General features: G+C 51.5%; 14 protein-coding genes. 3 read left to right on the top strand and 11 right to left on the bottom strand.

The features are described from left to right. Nucleotides 1–248: 248 nt before the first annotated feature. From FRY97_RS15330 to FRY97_RS15300, 7 genes are all read right to left on the bottom strand, one after another. Complete coding sequence (locus FRY97_RS15330) at nt 249–1,097, bottom strand: glycoside hydrolase family 16 protein (protein ID WP_147168432.1); 849 nt, start codon at nt 1,095–1,097, stop codon at nt 249–251. 166 nt (nt 1,098–1,263) lie between these two features. Beyond that, the gene (locus FRY97_RS15325; protein WP_147168431.1) at nt 1,264–3,996 is read right to left on the bottom strand and encodes a carbohydrate-binding protein; all 2,733 of its coding nucleotides are present in this window, start codon (nt 3,994–3,996) and stop codon (nt 1,264–1,266) included. A 127-nt stretch (nt 3,997–4,123) separates the two neighbouring features. Then, nucleotides 4,124–5,164, bottom strand: coding sequence for a T9SS type A sorting domain-containing protein (locus FRY97_RS15320; RefSeq protein ID WP_147168430.1), 1,041 nt, complete (start codon nt 5,162–5,164; stop codon nt 4,124–4,126). Nucleotides 5,165–5,512: 348 nt separating this feature from the next. Beyond that, nucleotides 5,513–6,346: a PKD domain-containing protein gene (locus FRY97_RS15315; RefSeq protein WP_211356884.1), complete on the bottom strand. Its 834-nt coding sequence runs from the start codon at nt 6,344–6,346 to the stop codon at nt 5,513–5,515. 41 nt (nt 6,347–6,387) lie between these two features. Further along, a complete protein-coding gene (locus FRY97_RS15310; RefSeq protein ID WP_147168429.1) occupies nt 6,388–8,160 on the bottom strand; it encodes a RagB/SusD family nutrient uptake outer membrane protein in 1,773 nt (590 codons plus the stop codon). A 12-nt stretch (nt 8,161–8,172) separates the two neighbouring features. Beyond that, nucleotides 8,173–11,244 (bottom strand): SusC/RagA family TonB-linked outer membrane protein, encoded by a 3,072-nt coding sequence (locus FRY97_RS15305; RefSeq protein WP_211356883.1) that lies wholly within the window; start codon nt 11,242–11,244, stop codon nt 8,173–8,175. A 159-nt stretch (nt 11,245–11,403) separates the two neighbouring features. Next, nucleotides 11,404–14,352: a ligand-binding sensor domain-containing protein gene (locus FRY97_RS15300; RefSeq protein WP_147168428.1), complete on the bottom strand. Its 2,949-nt coding sequence runs from the start codon at nt 14,350–14,352 to the stop codon at nt 11,404–11,406. 484 nt (nt 14,353–14,836) lie between these two features. Between FRY97_RS15300 and FRY97_RS15295 the strand changes: the two genes are divergently transcribed. From FRY97_RS15295 to FRY97_RS15285, 3 genes are all read left to right on the top strand, one after another. After that, complete coding sequence (locus tag FRY97_RS15295) at nt 14,837–16,177, top strand: hypothetical protein (RefSeq protein WP_147168427.1); 1,341 nt, start codon at nt 14,837–14,839, stop codon at nt 16,175–16,177. Between the two features lie 142 nt (nt 16,178–16,319). Next, a complete protein-coding gene (locus FRY97_RS15290) occupies nt 16,320–17,582 on the top strand; it encodes an NAD(P)/FAD-dependent oxidoreductase (protein ID WP_147168426.1) in 1,263 nt (420 codons plus the stop codon). A gap of 398 nt (nt 17,583–17,980) precedes the next feature. Continuing rightward, entirely contained in the window at nt 17,981–18,877 is an 897-nt protein-coding gene (locus FRY97_RS15285; RefSeq protein WP_147168425.1) for an NmrA family NAD(P)-binding protein, read from the top strand. A 284-nt stretch (nt 18,878–19,161) separates the two neighbouring features. Here the strand turns inward: FRY97_RS15285 and FRY97_RS15280 are convergent, their stop codons facing one another. The 4 genes from FRY97_RS15280 to pgmB form a co-directional block, all read right to left on the bottom strand. Beyond that, nucleotides 19,162–20,580 (bottom strand): alpha-amylase family glycosyl hydrolase, encoded by a 1,419-nt coding sequence (locus FRY97_RS15280; RefSeq protein ID WP_211356882.1) that lies wholly within the window; start codon nt 20,578–20,580, stop codon nt 19,162–19,164. A 42-nt stretch (nt 20,581–20,622) separates the two neighbouring features. Then, entirely contained in the window at nt 20,623–21,168 is a 546-nt protein-coding gene (locus FRY97_RS15275; RefSeq protein WP_147168424.1) for a hypothetical protein, read from the bottom strand. 184 nt (nt 21,169–21,352) lie between these two features. Next, the gene (locus tag FRY97_RS15270) at nt 21,353–23,671 is read right to left on the bottom strand and encodes a glycoside hydrolase family 65 protein (RefSeq protein WP_147168423.1); all 2,319 of its coding nucleotides are present in this window, start codon (nt 23,669–23,671) and stop codon (nt 21,353–21,355) included. 138 nt (nt 23,672–23,809) lie between these two features. Continuing rightward, complete coding sequence (gene pgmB, locus FRY97_RS15265) at nt 23,810–24,478, bottom strand: beta-phosphoglucomutase (protein ID WP_147168422.1); 669 nt, start codon at nt 24,476–24,478, stop codon at nt 23,810–23,812. Nucleotides 24,479–24,555: the final 77 nt, after the last annotated feature.

Here is a 24,555-nt window from a genome sequence, read left to right as displayed (position 1 = left end):
TACGCCTGCACTGCTTGGCAATAATTGTATGTTTGAGCAAAAAGAGGTGCGAACCAAAATACCGCTGGCTTTAGCGCCATAACGGTGCCGGCCTAGCGCTGCGGAGGGGTGGCAAGCCCGTCAGGGCCGAGCGGATAGCGAGCCCCGTAGCATAGCGGCACCTGCCATTGGGCAGGGGCAGGCCCCTATCCTTGCGGAGGGGGCAGGCAAAACAAGCGGCTATATGGTTTGCGCCCGGCAAAGCAGCGTTAATTTTTAAATTCATGCTTTACCCAATCTACCTCCATCGTCCACTCCCCCTCCATTGGAGAGTCGGTAATCTTTGCATAATTCAAAATGGCAAACATGGGCTCCGGATAGTTGTCGCCTTGCCCAATATTGCGGTACACTTCTTTGCCGTCCAGGCGGTAGACCAGATCACTGCCTTCCCATTCTACGGCATACTCATGATATTCGTTTAGCGTAGCATCAACGCCCTTGCGCATGCTCCACCAGTCTCCTTTATCACATTCTCCCAGGCTTTTGATCGCGCCAGTGGTAAAGTGGTCCTTTTGGTGGTCGCCATGATGTTCGAAAATATCAATTTCACCAGATCCGGTCATCGGCCAGCAAACCTTTTCATCTTCCTCCTGAACGGGTGGCTCATTGTTTTGGGCACCCAAAATCCACCATGCAGGGAACATGCTGGCTTCTCCGTTGCTCCACAGCCTCAGTCTGGCAGTCCATCTTCCCTTGATGAATTCTTTGCGGTTTTTTGAGGTGATGCGGCCAGCGGCAAACTCGGTATCGGGGTGCTGTTTCCCGTATTTGTCCAAGTTGTCGCAGGGGCGCTTTTCTCCGATATTGACGACCCTTAGTTTTAATGTGCCATTGCTCACCTCCCGGGTGCCGAATTCACCCTCGGGTACGTAGCAATGTGTTTCATTGTTTACCCAGATCCGCTGGTCCTGCCAGTTTTCCGGATCAAATGTATCAAAGTCGTCAAAGAAATCTACCTTCCAGATAGGGTTCTTGTGGCTGTCTTTCGCTTCTTGATGCCCTAAATAGAGGGCTAAGTTTAAGGAGACAACAACCCCCATGGTTAAAACATACTTCATTGCAATTGATGTTGGTGATCAGTTAGATTTTATCTTATTGAAGGGGGGGGTAAAAGCTGAGAAGGGCCTTTTCCTGAGGCTGTTTTTTCGCAGACTTGCAAAATGGGCTCAGCCCCCAAAAGCAGCGTTGAGCCATTCAGAGCCCACAGCCCCCCCTTTGGGTTGGTTAGTCAAGCTTGATCAGCTTTTTTGAACAAGCAGTGCCATCTGAAAACCGGATGAATAGATAGTAGCAACCGCTTGGCTGGCTAGCAAGGGATATCGTTTCTTCAATTTGGGCTGCTTTTGGGAGAGGCCGGTTTACAACGACCTGGCCATCTGCAGCGTATACTTGCAGGCGCATTGCTTGCTTCTCCGGTGTATTCAGTTGTAACTGGTACATGCCCTCAGATGGGTTTGGGAAAACAATTGCCGTTTCGTCCAATTCTTCTTGGATAGAGGTAGTGCCTAAGCTGAACTCCATCCAGTTGAGGTTGAAAGGAGCGGCTGTAATCCTTGCTCTGAGCGTATAGCGCCCTGAGGGGAGGTCAGCCATTTGCTGAGTTGTAGACCAGCTTTGCCAATCGCCCGTTGGAGTGAAACTTGCATTCTGAATGACGAAAGCATTTCCTGCTGTATCTATGAGCTGCAGCTCTATCCCTCCGGAGCCAAATTGAGATGCCGTACGGTAGCTAACCTGATAGGCTCCCGGAGTAGTGATATTGACTTCGTAGTCTAGATAATCGCCTGGATCAAGATAGGCAATGTTCTGCCCGCCCCCTTGATCGGTAGTTTCTTCGAGCTCGATGCCTTGCTGCACACGGAAAGCTTCCGCTTCGACCCGGCCAGGCAATTGGTGAACGAATGGGAGATTGTTTTTAACTTTTTCGAGGGTAAATGGGCTGAGGGCAACCCCATCATTAGCCATCACCTCACTTCCACTGTAAGATATCCGAATGTCTTCTGTTGATTTCAGAAGATAATCTACCGAAAAGAGGAATTGTTTATGGTTGTCCGGGTCGATTTTCACCGAAGTAACGGGCACACTATTTCCGTCTACATGTATCTCAAAACCGCTGGGCGCAGCCGGCAGTACCTCATTCATGGCTTTGTTGGTGTTCATTTTTATGGTGTACTCATCTACAGTGGAGGCTTCCATAAACCGAGTGAGCACCTCTGCCGGAGCAAGCGTTGTGCCTACGAATTCGAAGCTGCTGATGTTGAAGCCGGCAGCATCAATATAGAGCCGGATTTTTTGGGCATTGCTATCAAGGATGACATTGGGGATAACAACCGTTTCCCAGTTTTGCCATCCACCGGTTGGAGGCATGAAGCTGGTTGGAGTGATGGCAGTGCCATCGGCAGCAAAGTGCAGCCTGCCACCGGAACCGCCGGAAGCGACCCTAAGGTGGATGTCGTATACCCCGCTTTCCATAATGTCTGACTCGTACTGCATCCATTCGTCCGTCTCCGTAAAGCCAATATGAAACCCATTGGTATTGAGGGTATCTGAACAGGGTTCAATATCCACGCCATCGTTTCGGTAAGCCCAGCCATTATTCCAGGCCGTGTAGTTGCCGGTGGATACATGGTAGTTGGCAACTACTTTGTCGTAGTAAGCTTCCCCAACGACCCCCATATCAAAGTCAGTGGCGTAGATAACGCCGGGGATGGTATGCGGCTGATGGTAAGGTACCGTTTCATCAGAGCGCACCTGCCTGAACATGGCGTCAATGACATCTTGCTGAAGTATACAGTTTTCCGTTTTCAGCCCTTCAGTGATTTCCATAAGTGTGGCTGCTGCAAATGCCGGATCAGGGGCAGGGCCATTACCGTTCCAATAATCCAGCAGTGATTGGTATTCCTCGGTTTTGACCACTGAAAGAGGGCCCGAAATGGATTCAATTTTTTTCATAGGCCACCAGGCCCAGCCAATGCCGAGGTCTTCCAGCAGGCGGATCGCATCCCGGAACCATACATTGGAGTTTTCTCCACTCTCTCCAAGGTAGAGTGGGACGTTATAAGTGTTCCGGATATCCAGCACCCATTGCATCGTGGCTACATCATTATTGGACCAGTACTTGTGAGGTGAATAGACCAAATTATCATCCCACGGTGGTGTAAGGCCCGTAAAATCATTGGCCCACCAGTTGCCTTCGATGATGAGCATGTGAGTGGTATCTACGGTGCGGATGCTATCTGTAACTTCTTCGTACAGTTCCCGCAACAGCACATTGCCGGGCAATTCCCAGTTGGGCTCGTTGAGGAGGTCATAACCGGCCACCCATTGTTCGTCAGCGTATCGCTCGGCAATTTTTTTCCACAAGGCGACCATTTTGTCGCGGTTGTCTTTGCTTTCCCAAAGAGAAGGTTTGGTAGGGTCGTAGTCAGAAATTGCAGCATCCTGCCCCTGCCCTCCCGGTGCGGCATGGAGGTCGAGGATAACGTACATCTCGTTTTGGGCACACCAGGAAATGACACTATCGGTAAGCTCAAAGCCTTTGTCCAGCCAAGTCTGCTCGCCGGGTATTGGCTCTTCTTCAATAGGCAGCGTAAATAGATTGTAGTGCATAGGCAACCGGATGGAGTTGAAACCCCAGGATTTTAGAGAATCAATATCTGGTTTCCGGACGTGGTTGGCCAGCCAGGCTTCATAGAACAGGTCGGTTTGTTCTTCCCCAATGAGGGCTTCGATAGCCGCTCTGATCTCATGTTGTGGGTTGGCAAAACCAGAGGTTTGCAACATATACCCTTCCTGTACCATCCATCCGCCGAGCCCCATGCCTCGGAGGAGAATGGTGTCTTGGTTATCATTGACGATGGCCTGCCCATGTGTCCTCAGCAGATGCTGCCCGGCAAGTGGGCTGAGCAGCGTGAGGCAAAAAGCGCAAAGGGCAAAAAAGGTTAATTTAAGATTCATTGGGAAGTAATTTTATGAAGGCCTGATAATCAAATAGTGCATGTAAAGGAGGCTATCCGCCATATCCCTAAAAGCGGTCAGTGGCGAATAACCATCCTTGTACTAAGGCTAAATCCAATTGCTTCTTTTATCGCGTTACGATAAATCTGCGGGTGTAGGTAGCAGTTGCGGTATTGACGCGTACGTAGTACAGGCCTGTGGCATAGTCAGTAGTGTTTATTGGGTAGAAAGCTTGGTGCGCGGTGCTGAGCGTTTCGATGACTTGCCCTGCCGCGCTAACGACCTGTACATTTTTCTCCATTGATGCAGCCCGCTCACTAAAGGCCAGCTGCGTGAACCCTGCTGCCAAAGTGGGGTACAGCTCAAAAAGCGTTTCATCCACAGTTATTCCGTTTGTACTGGTAACCTGGCAGGAGCCATCGCTTGCGCAATTGCCAAAGCAAGCCATTATGGTGGTATCTGATTGGGTGGCTGGCAGAAAACGATCGTTGAAGCTATTGGGGTCGGCACAGTCGAGCCCTTCCAAGTTTTCTTTGCAGGACCAGTCTCCACAAGCGCCATTGGTAAAGGTGTAATAGCTCGCAAAACCTTTTGGCCTGCGCATGGTAATGGTGTAAATGCCATCGCCATCGGGGTCGATCATTGGATTGTCGCCCGGAAAACCGAAATTGGTGCCACCTGCCAGGAAGACGCCCGAGGGGTCAATCATCTCAATATTTTCTGTATTGAGATGGAACGTGATATCGATAGAGTCCGTGACAATAGTACAGGAGCCGTCGCTGTCACAAGTACCAAAACAGGCCAGAATAGTAGTATCTGCCGATACAGGCGGCAAGAACCGGTCATTAAAATTGGCAGGATCGCTACAGGGCAGGCCAGCAATGTTTTCCTTGCAGCTGTAGTCCCCGCAATTGCCATTGGTAAAGGTGTAAAAGCTGGAAAAACCGACCTCCCGCTGAAGTGTGATCGTAAAAATGCCATCCCCGTCCGGGTCAGTCAATTCATTGTCTCCAGGCGAGCCAAAACCGCTTCCACCTGCTATATAAAGCCCTCCCGGGTCAATCATGTCAATGGTGGCTGTGTTGAGCTCAATGGTAATATTGACCTGTGCGGTCAGGGCTGCAGTCAGTGCTGCCGATAAGAATGCTGTAAGTACTAGTTTTTTCATTTTACTTGGTTTGATTGATAATTGATGAACAAGCCATTAGCCGTTCCGGTATGCTGCATCCGGTGCGCAATGGCATGGCAGGGGCAGGGAAACCATAAGCCAGAGGCCTCATGGCTCCTCCTGTTGTGATAAATCATTGTACTGTTTTTTAACCGTTGACTGATGCACCTTTTGGGGCCTGCCCCTGCCTGAGGGCAGGTGCCGCTATGCTACGGGGCTCGCTATCCGCTCGGCCCCTCGCCCTTCAGGCGTCGGGTCTGGCCTTCGGCCACCCCTGCGCAGCGCTAGGCCAAATGCCAAGCTAAGGCCCGAAAAACATCAACGGCTGCCGCATTTTGGCTCAGCCCCTTAAAGTTGACGCACAGATACATTGTCTATAGTTACGCCATTGATGCCATAATCTGCTCCTCCCCCTCGGATAACGAGGTATACCGTGCCGCCTTCCGGAAACTGGAACGTACCATCTTCCCCGCTACAGCTGTAAGCCGTGAATAGGCCTTCAAACGGTTCGCCACCGCAGCCTTCCCAGGTATTTAAGCCAAGCCGGATACCGCCGTCAGTATAGTCGTTGCCAGGGGTAGGCACTGTTTTTCCTGCATACACTTCAAACCAGGAATCACTTAGCCCGTTGCAAGTGACCTCCATATTAATTTGGTACACCTGATCGGCTTCCACTTCAATGGCTTGGTAGATGCCCTCCTGCCCCCAGCCACCACCAGACCAAGAAACAGCCCCATTCTCAAATGCCACTTCTACCCCATTTGAAATGGGGAGTATGCTCCAGGCTTCATCACCATCAAATTCACCGTTTTGGATGAGGTTGGGGCCCAAGATATCCGATTCGATAGAGATGGTCTGAGTGCTTTGGGCTGTACCGCCATCGGTGAAAATTTTGAAACGCACCTCATATTCGCCGCTAAGCGGGTAGGTCTTGGTAGCTTCCATTCCTTCAGCAGCCGTGTTATCACCAAATGACCAGTGCGTGTACCAGGTTTCCACCTCAGGGGAAGCTGTAAAAGTTAGCCTATTGGGGCTTTCAGGGTCGGGGGTATAGGAGAATGCAGCCTGTTCACTGTCGGGAGGCAGGACGGCTGCGGGGCCCTCATCGGTGTTGCAACTTGACAGAAGCAGCAGCGCAAAGAGTGATAGAAGCCCGTGTTGAAGTTTTATTGCTTTGATCATGCTGTTACATTTTTTAGTTTACAAAAACCTATCCCTGCCGGTTAATAGCCAGGGTTCTCGATGAGCTTGGGGTTGTTGTTCACCCGGTCTTGTCCGATGGGGAAGTAGTAATGGCGGGGGAAAAAGTTCATCTTTTGAGATTCGGCTACAATGGTCTCATAAGTGAAGGTCTCCTGTCCCTGATCATCCACATGGCGCAGAGAGCGTATGCCCATAATTTGGACACTCAGCGCTTCCTCAGCAATACGCCAGCGCTTCACATCCCAGTATCGCTGGTCTTCGAAGGCCAGCTCGATTTTCCTTTCGTTTCGGATGCGGTCTCTAAGTTCAAGCCCTGAGTAAGGCTCCAGACGGAGGTGTTGCTGCAGGCCAGCACGCGTACGGATGGGCTCAATATAGCCCCGGGCTTCTTCCTCCAGCCCGAGCTCGATAGCCGCCTCGGCAGCATTGAGGTAAATCTCTCCCAGCCGGAAGATGATGCAGTCCTGTCCTGAGTAGTATTGCTGAATGAGGAGTGGAGAGGAGCCATCATTCAGGTATTTTCTTACATAAGCCCCAGTCTTTGTGGCATCGGGATGGATCCCCATACCATCTTTGCCTATACCCGTGCCGGTATTGGTGTCGAGCTCGCCATTTCTTTCGGTAGCATACCAGGTCTCGATGCGGGAACCCTGGAAGATATCGTTATCGGTGAGCAGCGTCCCTTTGAAGCGGGGGTCGCGGTTGTCAAATGGAGCCTGAGGGTCGTACCCTGAACCTTCCTCATCAGGCAGGAGCCCGGTGCTCAGCATTTCGTAGCTGTCCATCAGTTGTTTGGATGGGGACATGCTTGAGCCCCAGTCTACCCGGTAGCTGTATGGTGTGTTGTACAAGTCATAGGAGTGCCCTTTTTCGAAAGGGAGCCAGACTTTTACAAAGATGGCCTCATCTTCGGTTTCATCAACAAACAGGCGGTAGTAGTTTTCGGCAGGGTCTGGGTATTGGTTGAAAAGGGTATGCCCGCTGTTACTGATGATTTCCGCTGAGGCATCCAGCGCCTGCTGATAATAAGCATTGGCATCAGAGGACGGCAGGCCTACCAGGCCGTCCATTTCATAAGTGCCATATTTGGCAATGCTCCCTGCATATAGTGCTGCGCGGGATTCCAATGCTTTTGCCGCCCATTTTCCAGCCCGACCTTTCAGCCCATTCCAGCGGTGGGGCAGCAGTTCAAATGCCAACTGTGCGTCCGACAAAACCTGATCATATACAGCTTGTTCTGTATCCCGCTCCGGGAAGTATTCTTCCTCCGGGGTGGTATTAGGGTCTTGAGGCTCCAGAATGATGGGTACGCCACCGTAGCGCTTCGCCATTGCAAAATAACAGTATGCCCGCATGAAGTACAGCTCGCCTAAGCGGTGGTCCCGCTCTTCCAGGGTGAGGACATCCTGGCCCACGGCTTCGATGTTTTGAAGCGCGTAGTTGATTTTCCAGATGTTAAAATACCCCCACCAGTCCAATGGCCAGGTATTGTTGGCCGTCCCCCAGTTGCCGGGCCGGAAAGTATTGGAGGCTGGAGTCCAGGCATAAGTACTGCGTGCCAGGTCAGAAAGAATTTCCCGGTGAGCGCCAAATCCGGCACCGCCCCCAAAATCTTTAAGGTAATCCCATGGCATGTCGTCGTAGATCTTATAGATGTAAGCATCCATTAGTGCTTGATCTTTCCAGACGTCACTGTCTGTGATCCGGTCTAGCGGAGGTTGGTTTAAGAAGTCATCGCTACAACCATAAAAAAACAAAGTGGCAAGGATGAGTAGAAGTGTATTACGGTTCATTTTGGCAAAGTTTTAGAGGGTTACATTGATTCCACAGGTGAATGACCGGAGCTGAGGGTAGTACCACCCCACGGAAGACTGCATCTGTGGATCAAACTCTTCCTCAAAGTTTTTCAGGACAAACAGGTTGTGCCCGGTAAGGAACAAGCGGATTTCGTCAAAAGCGCGCATTCTAGTAAGAAGGCTGCCCGGAATAGCATAGCTCAGGTTAATATTTCTCAGCCGCAGATGGCGGCCGTCGCGCATCCAGAAATCAGAATACCGGTAGTTGTTGTCATTGAAGCCGCCATCAGTGATGCGGGGGTAAGCGGCACCTGTGTTCTCCGGCGTCCAGTAATCCATTTGATAGGTATAGCCGTTGAAGCCATTCCGCAAGGGGCTTTGCGCCTCGCCATCAATATAGATATCGTAGCCTGCAGCCCCGGTAAACAGCGCAGAGATGGCAAAATTCTTGTACTCGGCTGATAGGTTGAAAGAATAATTAAGTGTGGGCTTGTCGCCATCTCCAAACACCTTCTGATCTCTTACATCAATAATGTTATCGCCGTTAAGGTCTACGTATTTGACATCTCCGGGCTGAAGGCTATTATTCTCGTTGCCGTCTTGTATGGGGCTTTGGTTAATCTCTTCCTGTGTTTGGAACAGCCCATCTGAGATATAGCCTCTTCGAAGGTTAGTAAAACCACCTGTTACCGTTAGGTTTTGCCGCATAAAGGGATCTTCAAAGAAGGCCTCGTCAATGAATACTGCCGTTTCCCGGGCGCGGGAAAAATTGAGCATGGCACCCAGTGTGAGGTCCCGGTTTACCTTTTTATTGTAATTGAGGGATACCTCAAAGCCTTCATTGGAGTAGGCATGTAGATTTTGGGCAGCCAGCCCTACCCCCAGGGTGCTGGGCACACTGCCAGAAGCAAAAGCCAGCACATCAGTCCGGTCGCGGTAAAAATAATCGAAGGATACCGTCAGGCTATTGTCCAGAAAAGCGGCATCGAAACCGACATCATAAGTAGTCAGTGTCTCCCATGTCAGGTCTTCATTGGGCAAAGCCGTATTGTTGATAGTGGGAATGGCTGTTTCGTTGATGGCAAAAAAACCATCGTAGACAAATCCGGACAGCCATTGATACGCTCCGGTGCCGTCATTGCCAGCTGTACCCACGGAAGCACGGAGTTTGAGGTTTTGAATAACACCTCTCGCCCCGTCAAAGAAGCCTTCCTCTGATAATCGCCAGCCTGCGGAGACCGAAGGGAAGAAACCCCACTCCCGGCCGGGGGCAAAACGCGAAGAACCGTCATAGCGGAAAGAAGACTCTATCAGGTATTTCGCCTTGTAATCATAGCTCAGGCGGCCTACCAGGCCCAAACGGTTCTCCCGGTACTCCCCACCGTTGGCATCTTTATTTTCATTCGATCCGGCAAAAAGTTGATCAATAAGGGTAGACTGAAAATCCTGCCGCCGGCCAAAGAAGTTTTGTCCACTGTTATTTTGCAGCTCCCCGAGTAAAAGAGCCGAAACGCTATGCTGCCCAAACTGCCGGTCGTAGTTGATGGACTGCTGCACGACATAGTGGTTGTTAAAACCAGTAGACTGCGTCAGCACGGTTTCACTAAATGAGCCTTCCGGGCTGGCCGTAAAAACATCGTACTCCCCGGTTTGGCGGTTCAGGGTGTAGAGCTCATAGCTTTTGCCCCATTCCTTGGCGAAGTTGGTATTGTAGACCAGGGAGCCATAAGACTTGATGCTAAGACCGGGCACTTGATTGACATCCCATTGCAGGGACAGCTTCGTATCGATATTGTTGTTCCGTGCCCGGTAGTAGCCGGCGTTGAAGTCGCGAATGCCTTCAAGGATATGGTTGGGGCTGAAGCTTGGGCGCGCGGGGGTGCCATCTGGATAGTAAGCCAGATCGGTTGGAAGGGCACGGCTTAATTCCCGGAAAATATTGAACGCTGAATATGCAGGGGCCTCATTGAGCCTGCGCCGCCCGGCCAGCCTGAAATCCAGTATCAGATTGTCGGTGATATTGGCATTGATGTTTGACCGCAGGTTGAACTGCTGATACCCGAGGACGTCCTCCGTGTAGTTGGAGCCCTGGTCCAGAAAACTGGCAGATACAAAGTACCGCACTTTTTCGCTACCACCATTAAGGTTGAGGTTGTGGCGTTGCTGGAAGCCGTAATCGTTAAACATCAGGGCTTTCCAATCTGTATCGGGATAGTTGATAGGATCAGACCCCGAACGGAAGGCCGCCACTTCGTCTTCTGTATAAAATGGAGCCTGCCCTGCATTCAACAGCCCTTCATTGAGCACGGTAGCGCGCTGAGCGGAATTGAGAAAGTCTGGATAGGAAGTAAATGACGTAAAGGTAAACTGATTGTCATAGCTCAGTTTGGGTTTTCCCATCGTGCCTCGCCGGGTGGTCACAAGGACTACACCGTTGCCCCCTTGCACCCCGTATACGGAGGCTGCCGCTGCATCTTTAAGAACGGTAATGCTTTCGATCTCATTGGGGGCGAGCTCGTCAATATTGCCCGGAGACCCATCTACAATGACCAGGGCGTTACCGAAATTGCGCACCTCAAAAGAGGACCCGCTAAAGCCGGGCTCTCCGCTCCCCTGACGCACAAACAAGCCTGCCGCCAGGCCTTCCAGCCCATTGCTGACACTAGCCACCGGCAGCTTTTTTAGCGTTTCTTCATCCACAGTGGAAACCGCTGAGGTCAACTTTGCTTTGGATTGACGGCCGTAGCCAACCACCACCACTTCCTCCAATGTCTCCCCTGAAGTTAAGGCTATGTCAATTACGGTCTTTCCACCAATATCAATGGTTTGATCAGCATAGCCGGTGTAAGAGAAACGCAATTGCCTGGCGGTATCGCTGACCACTAGCACGTAGGCTCCGTTGATATCGGCAATTGTGCCATTTGCTGTTCCGACAACCAGGACGTTGGCTCCGATTAGCGGATCACCCGAATCGGCATCCGTGATGACCCCGCTGATGCTGATTTGTGCATTCAGATGGGCTGAGCCCAACATCAATAGCACCAAAATGACGAATGGATAGAGTAGGGTATTTTGCTTCATAATCGTGGTTTGTTTTTTCACTTTCTGAAGCCCAATAATCCAAAAGCCTATCCATTTTCCGCAATTTTACACTACGACAAACCTACTACAGGCAATATTCTCTTGCAAAAACGCTGTGCTTTAAAGGTTTGTAACGCACTGGAAAACAGAGATGTAGGGTTAGTCTGCCGTTTTAAACCCGGTGATATACTTGTTAAGGTCCTCTTCTTTGCCCAATTCTAGTCTTTTTTTAAGCCGGTAGCGGCCCTGCTCCACTGCCCGGGTCGATATGTTGAGCAGAAAAGCAATTTCCTTTGTGCTCAGATTGATGCGGATCAGGGAGCAAAGCCGCAAGTCATTTTGGGTCAGTGCGGGATGTTTGGCGAGCAGGAACTGGAAAAAGTCTTGGTCTACCTGATTGAAGTAGATATCAAAATCTTTCCAGTGGTCTTCGTTGCGGAGTTCGGCATCAAGTTTCCTTACCACACTGCCAAGCGGAGCACCGGATTGCTGCTGCAATTTCAGCAGATCATCTTTTAGCCCGGTGAGCATTTCGTTCTTGTGGGCCATCTGTACCGTTGAGAACATGAGCTTGGAGGTCTTGGCCTCTATCTCAGCCGCCATTTTCTCATTTTTCAACCTTAGGAGCGCCCTGTTATGAACAGCCTCCTTACGTTTCAGGATGAGATAAATGCCAATAGCTGCCAAGCAGATAATTGAAAGGGCCATTAATACGCGAAACCAAGAGGTTTGCCAAAAAGGAGGTTGAATATGCACATTAATGGAAGCCATCTGCTCCTGATACTTTACCTTGAAAGTGTAATCACCCGGGTCTAAATTAGTATAGCTTACCCGGTTTTGGCCGGCTTCTGTTTCCTGCCATTGCTCATCAAAGCCCTGCATGATAAAGGCGTACTGATAATCCTTTGGATTGGTATAATCAATAGCTGAAAAGCTGAATGAGAAGGATTTATCGAGATAGCTGAGTTGAATGTGTTCTGCTTCTTCGATAGGGCGCTCCAGGATCACCCGGCCATCTAAGGTTTGCCCGGCTTTGATCGTCTGATTGAAAATTTTAAAATCGGTCAGGAGGACAGTGCCAGCAAAAGCTTCAGCATTCAGCTGGCCCGTTTGTATCGTATTGAGCCCATTAGTGCCCCCGAAGAAGAGCCGCCCGTCATTTGCTGCGAGCAGGGCAGCCTGATTGAACTGATTGGCATTCTGGTGGGTACGGAAGTCAAAGTTCTGAATGGCCATAGTTTCAGGGTCGAGGCGGCTGATACCCTCAAAAGTAGTAACCCAGATCATGCCCACTTCATCTTCCGTAATGCCCATAACGCTATTGGCTACTAACCCTTCACTTTGCCCTATCCGCTTAAACCGGCCATCGCCCAGCCATTGGTTGAGCCCTCCCCCCTCTGTCCCGATCCAAATATTGCCCTGGCTATCTTCAAAAATGCTACGGATGGCATTGTTGCTGATCGAATAAGGGTCTTCGGGGTTATAGCGAAAGTGCTCAAATTCCTTGCGGCTCTCCACCCAGCGGTCAAGCCCCTGATCAATCGTGCCTACCCAAACCTGATCGCTTTGGTCCGCATAAACGGCCATGACATTGAGATCCGCCAGGCTTTTAGGGTTGCTGGGGTCATGACGAAGGTAATCGGTTTCAAGGGTTTCTGGATCTAGTACCACTATGCCTTCCCCCATAGTGCCCGCCCACAGTTCACCGCTTTGGCGTTCCGTAATGGACCAGACGCTGTAAGGCGGTCCAAGTATATGCTCAAAGGTTTGACTTTCTGGCTCATAACGATCAAGCCCTGCTCCGAATAGGCCAACCCAAAGCTGGCCTCTGCTATCCTCAAATAGGGCTTTTACCGCATTTCCGGCAATGGAGCGTTTGTCGCTTGGCTGGTGCTTGAACGGGAGGGTAGAAAACTGACTGTCATCCGGGGCAAGCCTGTTGAGCCCGCCCCCATCGCTCCCCACCCATATCGTTCCATCATAAGTCTCCGTGATAGAGAGGATAGAACGGTTTTCCAGGTTTTTACTATCCGGAAGCCCAGGCGCAAACTGTTTGAACCAAACCTTCCTGGGCTTATAGATATTTATTCCGCCATTGTAGGTACCTATCCATATATTGCCGGCACGATCAGCCTTTAGACAGTAAAGCGCATCACTGTTCAAGCCAGTTTTGTTCTCGACCTGATACCGGATCTGAGCTATTTCGCCGGTGCTTGGGTCATAAATATTCAAGCCGCCCCCATCAGTGGCGATGAAAATGGCCCCGTCCGGCAATTTACAAATGTCTCTAACCCCATTAGAGCTCAAAGCTCGTTCCCCAAGCCCAAGCCCAAAGTGGGTATAAGAACAATCTCTTGTATCCATGCGGTAAAGGCCGGTCCCTTCTGTGGCTACCCATAGGTAGTCATCGTCCAACAGCAGCTTTTTCCGGTAACCGCTCAAATTGGGATGATTGGGCAGCATGGGGTGGCTCAACTCGAACCGATATCCTTCTCTCAGGATGTTAAGCCCGCCACCGGCTGTGGCCACCCAAATCGTACCATACTTGTCCTCTTCTATATCAAATACCACATTACTGGACAACCCACTGTTGGAGTTGGTGTAGTGCCACGCTTTCCCAGTTGAAGGGTCATACCTCAGCAATCCTCCTTCAACGGTCGTGATCCATATCTGGCTAGCTTTGTCTTCCAAAAAAGAGGTAACCTCAAACCCCGCAATAGCTGAAAATGCAGGCTCCTCGGTGCGGTTCGAGAAGCGGTCTTCGTGTGCAGCGCAAAAGTAAATGCCATTTTTGCTGGTCCCTACCCATAGGTTCCCCTTGCTGTCTTCGTACAAAGCAGTGACTTTCGCACCTGCTAATTGAAAGCCTCTTTCTAAATCGTCGTCAGAACGGATCTCCTCAAAATCATAGCCATCGTATTTGTTGAGCCCGTACTGTGTGCCTATCCACAAGTAGCCAAAACGGTCTTCAAGAAGGCAATGTATGGTGTTGTTGGATAGCCCATCACTGATAGTGAGGTGGTCAAAAAACAATTGGGTGCCAACCTGCTGGCTAATTCCTGACAGCACTATCATCATGCAAAAAAACACCCCTGACAGTCTCAGCATGTATCGTTTTTAAAGCTTTATACTTAATGGTGCTAATTTACGCTTTAATGTACGACAACTTAAGGTATAAAAGATTGGCCCCTTTTTTGCCCTGCCGCAAGGAGGGGGCCTGCCCCCTCTGCAAGGATAGGGGCCTGCCCCTGCCTCACGGCAGGTGCCGCTATGCTACGGGGCTCGCTATCCGCTCGGCCCCTCGCCCTTCAGGCGTCGGGTCTGGCCTTCGGCCACCCCTGCGCAGCGCTAGGCCGGCACGCTTATGGCGCTAAAGACCGCAGCATTTGGGTATGCGCCCCTCTTCAAGAGGGCTTGTCAGGGTTTCGCCTCTATTGCTCATCAGCCCAAGACTTTGCTCCGCGTTTTCTGCGTGGTGCGATTTTTGGCTTGCGCTCTCCCCTCTTTGCGCCCGCCTGGCAGAAAAAAGGAAGCAGATGAACTATCTTTTTAGATGCATTGTTTTTCAACGAATCAATCCAAGTAAAACACCATGAAAAAAAGCCCTACCCTTCTGTTTTTTATTGCCGCCTTCACCCTCTTAGGCGCCCATCAGGCTACCGCACAGCAAGATGCGCTGCCCTTGCGCGATCACATCAGTCAGCAGCGTGAAGATACGCCTTGGCTGTTCAAAATCCGAAGAGCGCCTGAAACGGAGATCGATATCTATGACCTTTGGTACGGCTGGCTCCGAACGAGTGCCGTCCCTGCCCCCTACCTTTCTTTCGAGCGCAAGGTCTCACCTACGCTTTCTGTCGCTGCCGGCCTGCTTTTAGATTATCAGGCAGACCTCGAACTGGGGGAAGGTTTCGAGGTCTCTTCCAGCCTGCGCCTTGCGGGGCTACAGTTAGAGCCCCGTTGGTACTTCCGGCAGCAGGCCCTTTCTTCCAAAGGGCTGCAAGGCAATAACCTTAATGGCCCTTACCTCGGGCTGGCCTTGTCTGGATTTGCATACGCAGGTTTTCCCGATTGGGCCCCTTCTTCAAGGCTTAGCCCCAACACCAACCCCAATCAGTTTGGAGGGGCTGCGCTGCTCAACCTTGGCTATCAACGGCGGGTTGGCAGTTTTGCCTTCTTTGAGTTTAAAATAGGAGCAGGCAGTGTGTATACACAAGCCGTACGCCTCTCTGAACAGCGGGACCTGTCTACAGGGCTCTTCGAATTTCAACGCGATGTTGCCGAAAAATGGCACCCCCTTCTACAGGGGGAAATGTCTATTGGGCTCGCCATTGGGCATACCGAAAAGGGCTCCCCTTTAGCCAACCGGCCAATGCCTGCCCCCAGAAACCGTGCGCTCCGGCTAGACATCGGCGGAGTGGTGCAGGGGCTGTCCAACCGCCACTTCCTTGGTGCCGCGGCCTTAGGGTACGAAGTAAAACTTGGCGGGCAACAGCTATCTCTTTTGCTTGAGGCGCGGGCAGAGCACAGTATAAAAAGCATTGGGCTGATCAACAACTTATCCAACACGACCCTTGATTTCACTGTGGCACCAAGGTATTACTACAACCTGAACAAGCGCATACAGGCAGGGAAAACCACCAATGGGTTCGACGCCAATTATGTCGGGCTCCGGGCTACCTTCCGGCAGGAACTCGGAGAGGGCATCTTCTTCAATACCGAAATCACGCCGGAGACGGATTTCCCGACTTATGAGGTACAAGAGCTCCGCTTGGCCCCGGTTTGGGGCATCCAAAGGGATATCAGCAAAAGCATGTATATGGGCTGGGAAGGAGGTCCGCTCCTGTTCTGGAACGTCATCGACGGGCAGCTAGTGGATGCTGCGTCGCCTGGCTTTGAATGGCATAGCCGGTTTTCCCTTGGGTTTGTGTTCTAGGGCCAAGCTTGCCCAAGCCCTACCCTTTTCACCTGATCTTCATGAAGGAATGACAAAAATCACCTCCCTTATGTGATCCACGACACAAAACAAAGGCGCTGCATTGGCTTTCTTTACAGAATAAAAATAAAGCCAATACGCAATGAAACATCAAATCGTCATTATTGGTGCCGGAACCGCTGGCATTACTGTTGCTGCACAGCTGCTACTGAAAAACAAAGGGCTGGACATCGCCATCATCGACCCCGCTGAGAAACACTACTATCAGCCAGCTTGGACCCTCGTCGGGGCAGGCACCTTCAGATACGAAGATACAGAGCGCAATATGGGAGACCTTATCCCTAAAGGCGCGAAGTGGATCAAAGAGTACGTCACTGAAGTCAACCCCGATCAAAATGAGGTCAAGCTGGCTGATGGTACAAGCATTTCCTACGATTACCTGGTCGCCGCCCCTGGCATCATGTACGATTATAAACAGATAGAGGGGCTGGAGGAGACCATCAACAAAAATGGTGTCTGCAGCAACTATACCGATTCCAACTACACTTGGGAATGCCTGCAGGAATTCAAGGGCGGCACCGCCATTTTCACACAGCCTGCTACCCCTATCAAGTGCGGTGGGGCTCCCCAAAAAATCATGTACCTCGCTGATGACTATTGGCGCAAGCAAGGTGTGCGCGACAAGTCAGAAATCCTCTTTATCACCCCCGGCAGCGTCATTTTTGGCGTAGAGCCCTTCAAGTCTACCCTTATGAAGGTCGTAGACCGTAAAGGGCTGCAGCTCCGCTTCTTCCACAAACTAGTAAAAATAGATGGCGAGAACAAACGGGCTTACTTTGACATCGTCAAGCCTTATGAGAAACTCTCCAGCCTCTGCTACAACTACCGCGACACCGACAAAGAAGAGAATGTAGAAGGGCATGCGATGATCGAATACGATATGCTGCACCTGGCCCCGCCGCAGGCCGCGCCGACCTTCATCCAAAATTCAAAAATTGCGCACAAGGAAGGCCCTAGCAAAGGATGGATCAATGTGGACCACAACACCTTGCAGCACAACGAATATCCAAATGTCTTTGCCTTGGGCGATGCAGCAGCACTGCCTACCGCTAAAACCGGGGCAGCAGTCCGCAAGCAAGCGCCTGTGGTTGTAGAGAACCTCCTGCATGTCATGGCCAACGAAAAAGCATCCAACGATTCTTACAATGGCTACTCTTCCTGCCCTCTTGTGACTGGCTACGGGAAAATGGTGCTAGCAGAGTTCGACTATGAAGGCAACCGCGACAGCGACCCTCTACTGTCCAAATTCTTTGATACTTCAAAAGAGCTGTACCCCATGTGGCTGCTGAAAAAGTATGGCCTGCCTTATATGTACTGGAATATGATGCTCAAAGGCAAAGCCTAGTGCCTTAAGTCATAAATCTCTGATACTTAAGTTGAAGTTATTTTCCGGCTAATCAAGGCGAAGGTTCGCGACTTTAGCCCGAGCTAAAGGAGCGGTTCTTTAACGAAGAGTAGACGGAAAATAACGAAACTTGGGGTGTCAAGGATTTATGGCTTGAGGCACTAGTGCGGCTAGACCGGATTATTTGATAGTATTTCCACGCTTAAGCCCTTTCTGGTGCGTGGCCTGTAATTGTCAAAAAATTACGGATCAATCCACTAGCCTTGCACTACTGCATATTGGATGCCACAAAAAACGCGGCGCGGGCTCAGCCCTGTGCCGCATTTTTTGTGGTGCCTGGACTGAAGCGGTAATTATACTTATCCTTCCTAAAGGATTTGCTATTTTTACCCTTTACTATGAATATCCTTATCACCGGGGCGACAGGTACCGTAGGAAAGCACCTCATCTCACATCTCGAGCAGCGAGGTACGGGGCAGCGCGTTTTTTATGCCGTGCGCAAGCCAGCCCTCGCCCGTGACCAATTGCCTGGCCGGACTTGGCAGATCAGGCAGTTCGACTTTGAGGATGAGCTCAGCTACCGCCCCGCCCTTCAGCAGATCAACAAGATTTTCCTGCTCCGCCCACCTAAGCTTACCGATGTAAAAAGACAGATTGTGCCTTTGCTGGAAGAAGCCAAACGGAGCCAGATCGAACACATCGTATTCCTATCCATACAGGGGGTAAATGCCAATACCTGGACCCCGCATTTCAAAATAGAACAGGCCATCAAGGAAGCTGGCTTGCCCTACACTTTCCTACGCCCGGGCTTTTTCTTTCAGAACCTGCACCAAGAAATGGGCGCGGATATCCGTCAGCGGGATGAGATCTTTGTGCCTGCCCAAGCCCGGGTTTTCAATTTTGTAGACGCAGCCGAAGTAGCGGAAGTGGCTGCCCTGGCCCTTACCACTGAAGGCCACCTCAACCAATCGTATACCCTCACGGGCACTTCCCCCATTGACTACTACCGTGTAGCCGCTGCCCTTTCTGATGCGCTCGATCGGGGGATCAGGTACGCCAACCCTTCTATCCCATACTTCCTTTTCAGAAAGCTGGCCCAAGGCAAACCGCTGCCTTTTGCTCTTGTACAAACGGTGCTTTACCGATATACCCGCATCCCGGAGCAGGAGCGGTTCAAACATACGCTCCAACGTTTGTTGCAGCGGCCGCCTACGGGGCTTCAGGCTTACCTGGAACAAAACAGGGAGCTTTTTGAGCCCAAACCTCCTCTTGGCCAAAACAAGGGGACGGACTAGTGCCTTAAGTCATAAATCTCTGATACTTAAGTTGAAGTTATTTTCCGACTAATCAAGGCGAAGGTTCGCGACTTTAGCCCGAGCTAAAGGAGCGGTTCTTTAACGAAGAGTAGGCGGAAAAGAACGAAACTTGGGGTGTCAAGGATTTATGGCTTGAGGCACTAGCGCTGCGAAGGGGTGGGAAGCCCGGTAGGGCCGAGCGGATAGCGAGCCCCGCAGCATAGCGACCCATGCCTGAGGGCATGGGGAGGCCCCATCACACTCTTTGTGCCCGCCCGTTTGCGCTAGCGTTCTAGCAGCAAATAAGACCAAGGGGCAAGCTGCATGCTCATCCCGGGGGTCAGCTTAATGGTGCTGTTGCCAAAAACATTGGTAAACTCTCCCGATAAAGATTCGCTGCCTACCGTAAACGCTTGTGGGTCTTCGCTAAAGTTGAGGAATACCGCTACTTCATTATCGCCTTTCTTACGGTGGTACGCATAAACGGAGGGCGACCCTTGGATCTCAATGCGGGCTGGGGCCCCGCCTGCAGCTCCATTCCAGAGTGCTTTATTGCGGTGCTTGAGCTCTAGCAAGGTGGTGTAAAAGCCTGCTTTTGAGAAGTTGCCCCAGTCAATCTGGTCTTTCTCAAAAAAAGCAAGGCGCTTGCTGAGCCCAGCTTCCTGGCCACTATAAATCAGGGGCATGCCCTCAATGGTGAACGCAAATATGGCCATGGCATCAGCAGCAGGGCCCATACGCTCTTCCACGGTCCCGTTCCAGGAGTTTTCATCGTGGTTGGTGATGAAATGCATGGGGTAGCCTTTGGAAAACTTTTCCCGGGCTTCTGCCAATAGGGTGTCGATAGCAGCAGGCTCAGCTTTTTGCTGTGCGATTTCGTTCATCAAATGGTGCATGGACCAGCCGTAAGACATGGCAAACCACTCTTCGTTGCGGTGGGGCGGGTGCTCGGCCTCAGCAAGCATGAACAAGCCTGGCTCTGCTTCACGGAGCTTTGGCACAGCCTCTGCCCAGAAGTCATCCGGAACATTGCTGGCTACATCACACCTGAAGCCGTCTATGTCGACTTCCTTGAGCCAATACAGCATTTCGCCTATCATGGCCTCCCGCAGATTTGCATTGCCGTAGTTGAGGTCAGCAACATCTGTCCAGCCCCAAGGCTCGCCCGTCTCCGGGTTGATGGGGTCGATAATGTTGCCGGTGCTATCTTGGGTGTAATATTCGGGGTGCTCAGTTATCCAATGATGGTCCCACCCGGTGTGGTTGGGCACCCAGTCCAAAATGACTTTCATCCCCATAGCATGGCAACGGGCGACAAGGGCTTTGAACTCCTCCATTGTCCCAAAATTAGGGTTGATGGCGGTGTAATCTGCAATGGCATAGTAGCTGCCGAGGGAGCCCTTCCGCTTAGCTTCGCTGATGGGGAATATGGGCATAAACCAGAGGATGTCCACGCCCATTTGTTTTAGCCGGGGCAGATGAGCGGCAAAGGCATCGAAGGTGCCTTCCGGGGTATACTGGCGGATATTGACTTCGTAGATATTGGCATTTACCGCCCACTCAGGAGCCGCTTTGGAAAGTTGGCCGGCGGTTTGCTCCTCAGGGGAAGCGGTAGGGGGCTCCGCCGCCTGCTCACAGCCAAAAGCTGCAAATATGGCTACAAAGGCCATCCAAACCAGTGCACTGCAAGTTCTAGTCAGCATAGCTTGTTGTTTTTATTGAAACCTTGAAACGTGGGCTTTAGCCTAATCCTCAACGCCAAATTGCTTTTTGGTAGGCATCGTCAGCAGGCTGATGACTTTAATGATTGCGCCCTCTGTCTTGGTCTTTGGGATACCGGCCCAAGTCATGGTGTCCATGCTCTGATTGACCCCTTGAATCTCCCATTGTTCATCCTGCCGGTCGTCTATATTGTCAAAAGACAGAGTGATCTCACTGGCATTTTCTGAAATCCGCCAGCTGCCGTAGCCTGTTTTTTGCTGCCATTGCCCACTTTCAAAAGTGCCGTCGGCCATGAATTTCACCCAACGGCCCTTGTTGGCCCTGCGCTGTGCTCTGTCATCAACCACATAAAACTCAAAAACCCAGTAGTCCTTGGTCAAGGTCTGCACCAGCTTAGAGTCTTCGGGAGGCGTAGGCGGCTGAAAAGCGCCGTTCATTGATTGAGCGGGGGTCGTTGTGGGGGCCGTTGCACCGGCAGCACCTGCTGCAGCCTCCCCGTTGTTCCCACTATCTGTTTTGCAGCTTCCCAGCACCAGCAAAACCCCTAAACTTAAGATCCATTTCTTCATTGTCGCTGATATTTTGATACGCAGTAATATTTAGCTGCGGAAGGCGAAAATAAGAACCCCGCAGATATTCGGAAAATCTGGCCTGCTCTATTTGCTGTAGGCGGATGGCTAGCCTAAAAATAATGCTCCCGCCAGTCCTTTGGCCTGGCAGGAGCACTATATTTGCCGCCCTATCCGGGCTGCTTTATTGGTGCTGCAAAGGCACCTCTACCTTGCCTTGGGCGGGGATTTCCTGGGGCCCGCCATACAAGTTGATGGTGATCGGGGCACCGCTGTGGTTGAGCAGTGCAGCCTTGCCATTGCCAGCCCGGACTTCGAGGTAATAGCCCCGGAAGCGGATTTTAAAGGCATAAGATTGCCATTTGGCAGGTAGGAAAGGGCTGATCTGCAGATGGCCATCCCTGACCCGCAGGCCTCCGAAGCCTTTTACAAATGCCATCCAAGTGCCCGCCATACTTGTGATATGGCAACCGTCTTCTGTATCGTTGTTGTAATCGTCCAGGTCTAGGCGTGCTGTACGGAGGTACATTTCGTAAGCCTTTTCTTCCCGGCCCAGCTTAGCCGCCAAAATGGCGTGCACACAAGGCGATAACGAAGACTCGTGCACTGTGCGGGGCTCATAGAAATCGAAATTGCGCCTGAGCGTATCGTCGTCAAAATCTTCCTCAAAGAAGTAAAGCCCCTGAAGCACATCGGCCTGCTTGATGAACACAGAGCGCAGGATGCGGTCCCAAGACCAATTCTGATTGATAGGGCGGTCTTCTGGCCGAAGGTCGTCCACCGTGAGGAGCTCTTTGTCCAGAAAACCGTCATGCTGCACGAGTATGCCGAGCTCATCGTCTTGGGGCAGGTACATATTTTCTGCAATCTCCTTCCATTGCCCCATCTCGGTATTGCGGTAGAACTTCATTTTCTCTTCCAGAGCAGCATAACGCTCAGGGTCGCTCTGTTCTACATAAGCCACCGCCTGAGCCGCATAGCTGAGGCACCACTTGGCAATGTAGTTGGTATACCAGTTGTTGTTGACGTTGTTCTCGTATTCGTTGGGGCCAGTGACGCCGTGCATCACGTATTGGCCACGCCGCTTGGAGAAGTGGGCCCGCTGCGCCCAGAACCTGGCGATACCGACCAAAACTTCGAGCCCATATTCAGCGAGGTAGCCCTCGTCGCCAGTGTAGCGGATATAGTCGTAGATGGCATAAGCGATAGCCCCATTCCGGTGGATCTCTTCAAAAGTGATCTCCCACTCATTGTGGCACTCCTCCCCGTTCATGGTCACCATGGGGTAAAGAGCAGCGCCACCGGTGAAGCCCAGCTTGCCCGCGTTCTCTATAGCCCGCTCCAGATGCTTGTAGCGGTAAACGAGGAGGTTGCGCCCAACGTGCTCATCTGCAGTTGACAAGTAGAATGGCAGGCAGTAAGCTTCCGTATCCCAATAAGTGCTGCCGCCGTACTTTTCCCCTGTAAAGCCCTTGGGGCCGATATTGAGGCGCTCATCCTCCCCGGTATAGGTTTGGTAGAGCTGGAAGATATTGAAACGTATGCCCTGCTGCGCAGCGACATCGCCTTCGATCTGAATGTCGGCTTCTTCCCACTTGCGGCCCCAAGCCGCGGCCTGTTCGGCAATGAGCGCATCAAAACCCTGCTTGAAAGCGGCCTTGACTGCCCGCCGGCACTCTTCCATCAGGTCTTCCTTTGGATAGTTCAGGGAAGTCACTTGGGCAACAATCTTATCGACCACCGTTGTTTCCCCTTCGCGGCACTCAAGGTCTACGGTACAGCCCACGTATTTCTCCCGCTGCATGCGGTAGGCGTTAAAGTCAGCCTCTTTGCCATTCTGCGTTATGCCGAATTTCATGCCTGTACAGGCCTGGAATGCAGTTTTCTTGGTCTCCGCCAAAACGTACCCCTGACGGCGCTTGACTTTCTTGTCGACTTCCACCCAGAACTTCTCGTCGTAGTTGGAGTCTTCGTTGATTACATCAAAATCTATGTAAGGGGTAAGGCTTAGAGTGCCCTCAAAATCGAGCGGAGTGATGGCATAGCGAAGAGCGGCTACCTCATCCTGAGCGATGCTGCAGAACCGTTCAGAAACGACTTGGACCCGTCTCCCGCTTTTCAGCCGGGCAATAAACGAACGCCGGAGCACGCCCGCTTTCATGTCCAGCTCCCGGCGGAATGTTTCCACCTCGCACTTGGCCAAGTCCAGTGCTTCCCCATCAAACTCAACGTGAATGCCAATCCAATTGGCTGCGTTCAGCACTTTGGCAAAGTACTCCGGATAGCCGTTCTTCCACCAGCCCACCCGGGTCTTGTCCGGATAATAAATACCGGCCAGGTAGTTGCCGGGCAGGGTATCTCCAGAGTAGTGCTCCTCAAAGTTAGCCCGCTGGCCAAACCGGCCGTTGCCGATGCTGAAAATACTCTCTGAGATGCGGTTGTATTCTGGGGTGAAGCCTTCCTCGATGATGCTCCATTCGTCGTGCTTAAGGTAATTTTTCATATTTGACTGAGCTTTATACGCTTTACAGAATGTATACGGATTGGCTGCTTTAGCCTGGCAACTTTAGAGGGCGGACTTGCCTCCCCTTCCTACAGCCTGCCGGCGGATGAGCAAAGGTGGGCCAAACAGCCCTTGCACTCACAAATTTTGGGCGGCCCGGCTGCTCAGGCGGACAAGAACATCCTGAGGGGTCAGGGATTGGAAACCGGGGATGACCATGTGGGCGTGGCTCAGGTTTTCCCCTCCTACACCTACTGCGGTAAAGCCGCCTGCAATGGCAGCATCCACCCCTTTTTCTGCATCTTCAAACACTACGCATTCTGAAGGGGCTACCCCAAGGGCTGATGCCCCTAGCTGGAACACCTCAGGGTCCGGTTTGCTTCGGGTGTGCTTATTGCCGTCAATGATGGTGCCGAAACGGCTGGCCAGGCCAATCTGCTGAAGGATGGCCGTAGCATTTTTGCTAGAAGAGCCTAGGCCGAGTTTCAGCCCCGCTGCCTCTGCAGCATCCAGGAAAGGGACCACGCCTTCCAGTATCTCAGACTCGTCCATTTGGAGGATATATTCCCGGTACCATTCGTTTTTTTGTGTGGCCAGAGCTTCCTGCTCAGCTTCGGATTTGGCTACCCCTCCCCATTCTAGGATGAGGCCGAGCGACTCCTTTCTGCTCACCCCTTTCAGCTGTTCGTTTTGGGCTTCCGTAAAATCAAAGCCAAGGCTGTTGGCCATGCGCCGCCAAGCAATGAAGTGGTACTTGGCTGTATCCACAATAACACCGTCTAAATCAAAGATAAAGGCTTGGATCATGAAACAAACACAGATTAGTGAGGTAGCTAAGATAACATTATTTCTCCCCGGGCACCAAGGCTAAGTGTTTAATTTAC

Origin of the sequence: Phaeodactylibacter luteus (genome assembly GCF_007993045.1) — a bacterium.
Classification (GTDB): Bacteria; Bacteroidota; Bacteroidia; order Chitinophagales; family Saprospiraceae; genus Phaeodactylibacter; species Phaeodactylibacter luteus.
Note: the sequence above shows the minus strand (reverse complement) of the source record. Positions and strands in the feature narration are given on the sequence as shown.